Origin of the sequence: Nakamurella sp. (assembly GCF_048594475.1) — a bacterium.
In the GTDB taxonomy this organism is placed as follows: domain Bacteria; phylum Actinomycetota; class Actinomycetes; order Mycobacteriales; family Nakamurellaceae; genus Nakamurella.
On sequence record NZ_JBMDXT010000268.1, the window covers coordinates 1 to 2,558 of the forward strand.

General features: G+C 75.3%; 2 protein-coding genes and 1 pseudogene. All 3 read right to left on the bottom strand.

Annotated features, from left to right (window positions below):
- On the bottom strand, positions 1–632 hold a 632-nt coding region (locus ACOJUF_RS12420), incomplete at its 3' end, for a DUF998 domain-containing protein (protein ID WP_420122161.1).
- Between the two features lie 403 nt (positions 633–1,035).
- Positions 1,036–1,770 carry a DM13 domain-containing protein gene (locus ACOJUF_RS12425; RefSeq protein ID WP_420122162.1) on the bottom strand — a complete coding sequence of 245 codons (735 nt, stop codon included), beginning with the start codon at positions 1,768–1,770 and terminating at the stop codon, positions 1,036–1,038.
- A 169-nt stretch (positions 1,771–1,939) separates the two neighbouring features.
- A pseudogene (locus ACOJUF_RS12430) lies at positions 1,940–2,395 on the bottom strand (GtrA family protein); the annotation flags it as partial.
- Positions 2,396–2,558 lie beyond the last annotated feature (163 nt).

Here is a 2,558-nt window from a genome sequence, read left to right on the forward strand (position 1 = left end):
AGGCCCGGCGGCAAGGACAGCTGATCCAGGCCGAACAGTCCGGGAATCCGGTTCAGGATCAGCGCCGCACTCACCACCGCGCTGAGCGTGGTGGTGACCACCAGGGTCCGGTGGGCCCGGTCCGGCCCGGCCGACCGTCGGCGGGACCGCCCCACGATGAGGCCGACGATCGGTGGCAGCCCGAACACCACGGCCCCGGCCAAAAGGTGGATGGTGGACGAGGTGTCGGCCGGGGTGCCGGGCCGGTTGGTCGGGAACACGGCGACCAGCACCAGCGCCACCGACCAGGCCAGCAACAGCACCCGCCCGACCGGGCCGGCCGGCCCGCGGGCGATGGCGAGAGCGGCCAGCGCGAGCGCGCCGGTGGCCAGCGCGAACAGCAGCCCGCCGCCCGGGGTGAGCACCACGTAGTCGCTGAGCGTGGTGGTGCCGGCGGACAGCCGCGCCGGCGCGTCCAGATGCAGCAGCACCAGGGGTGGCACCGACGCGCCGGTCGCGACGAGGGCCAGCGGGGCGGTTCGCGCCGGCGTCGCCCACCCCCGCACCCGCGCCGGCCGGGACGCCCCGACCGACCGGAGACCGGGTGGGGCGAGCAGGGCGGCGCTGGTCATGACGAGCTCCTCGACGGTCATCGCCGGTGCCGTCACCGACCGTGTACATGACCGTGAGAACGACGGTAGAAATGATCGAAGGAGCAGGTCAGAGGGTTAGCCCTGATCCTGGTGAGGGTCCGGGCGGCCTTTTTCCGGAGGGCTTCGGGGGCCGCCGCGGGCGGTCGACCACCCGCGCCGGGGGTGGGGCTGACCCCACCCCTGAGCCGTCCGGTCGGGGTCTTCCCGGATCGCCCGCAGGACCTGCCGCGGGGCCCGACCGGGTTCGCTGATCAAAGCCGGGGTCAGAGCGGGCGAATCGGGCATCGGACGCGGTTTTGATCAGCGAACGGCCACGGGCCGGGGCCGGCAACCGGCTGGTGCTCGTCGCGCCTCGCGCCTTCGACCCGCCGATCCCGCCTGACCGGGTCCGGCCGGCCCGGCGTCAGACGGAGATCGGAGCGGTGCCGAAGGCCACGTTGAACCGGTCGCACCAGATGACGACCGAGGTCAGGCCGGTCAGGTCGACGTCCGGTGGGATCACGTAGTTCTGGTTGCCGTCGGTGCCCTTGAGGTCGCCGAGGGCGATGTAGCGGCTGTCGTCGTACTTGCCCCAGTCGTCACCGCCGGCCCTCTGGTCGGACAGGGCGACGTCCACGTCCGGACCGTCGCTGGTGGAGAAGTTCTCCAGGCGCAGGACCCGCGACCCGTCCGGCAGCCGGAAGATCGTCGCGGTGCCGCTGGTGGCGTGTTCACCGTCGACGAACGTGCCCGTGGCCAGTGCCACCGGCTCGGCCGCGACGGTGACCTGGTCGGTGGGGTCGGCGGTCGCCGGGGCCGACGGGGTGGTCGCGTCGCCGCCGGCGGTGGGGGGCAGGGCCGCGACCGTGACGGGAGCCGACGCCGGGACGGACCCGGGCCCCGAATCCGGCCCCGAAGCCGGGACCGACGCGGCGACGGGGAAGCTCTCGTCGACGGTGCTGCGGGTGAACAGCTTCCAGGGCTGGAACAGGACCAGGCCGACCGCGGCGGCCAGCACCGCGACCACCGCCACCGAGGCGATGACGATCCTCCGGCGGCTGCGCCGGGCGGGCGGCGCCGGCCGGGTGGTGCCGGCGCGCGGGCCGGTGGTCGATCCGGTGGTGGGGCTGGTCATATCGGTGTTCGAATGCTCGTTCACGGCGTCTCTCCCGGGGTTCGCGCGTCCACTCGCCCCAGCACAGCCCGCGTGGCGCGGACGAATCAACGGTCAAGTGATGACGGGAATCTGACGGATCCCGCCGACAGGAGCGCCCGCGCCGCGGGCCGATACCCCCACGTGAGGGCCGGTCCAGCAGCCACCAGCGCAGCACCAGGAACCGCAGCAGGCCGACCAGCCCATTCACCGCGACCAGCGCGAGCACGCCGGCCGTCCCCGTCGGGTCGTCCAGCGCGGCCAGGGCGGCCGCGGAGAGCAGCAGCGTGGCCGCTCCGGTCAGCACCCCGATGACGTGGTCGCCCTCCGCCCGGCCGGCCGGGCCGGTCCGGCCGCTCGACCCGCCGAACGAGAACCGCCGGTGCAGCTCGGTGGCCAGCAGGGTCGAGACCAGCCAGGAGGCCACGTTGGCGGCCTGCGCTCCGACGGCGTCGGTCAGGAACGCGTACGCCGCCAGCTGCAGCCCGCTGGCGCCGCCGCCGACCACGGCGAAGCGGACCAGCTGCCCCAGCCAACCGGGCAGCCGGGACGGCCGCCGCACAGTCAGCCGCGACCGCCGCCGCGCCGTCGCCGGCGACCGGGTCGGGCGCGGGGCGGTGGCGAGCGTCATGCCGTCACGGTCGTCGGCCCACCCCAGCCCGACCCAGGAACCGGCTGGGTCTTCCCTGTGCGCCGCCGGCTGCCGGCCGCGCCCTGGCCCGCTGCCGGCGGGCCGCCGGCCGGCGGTCCCGGCCGAACCGACGCAGCGCCCGCAGCCCGCGCGGCCGGTCCGG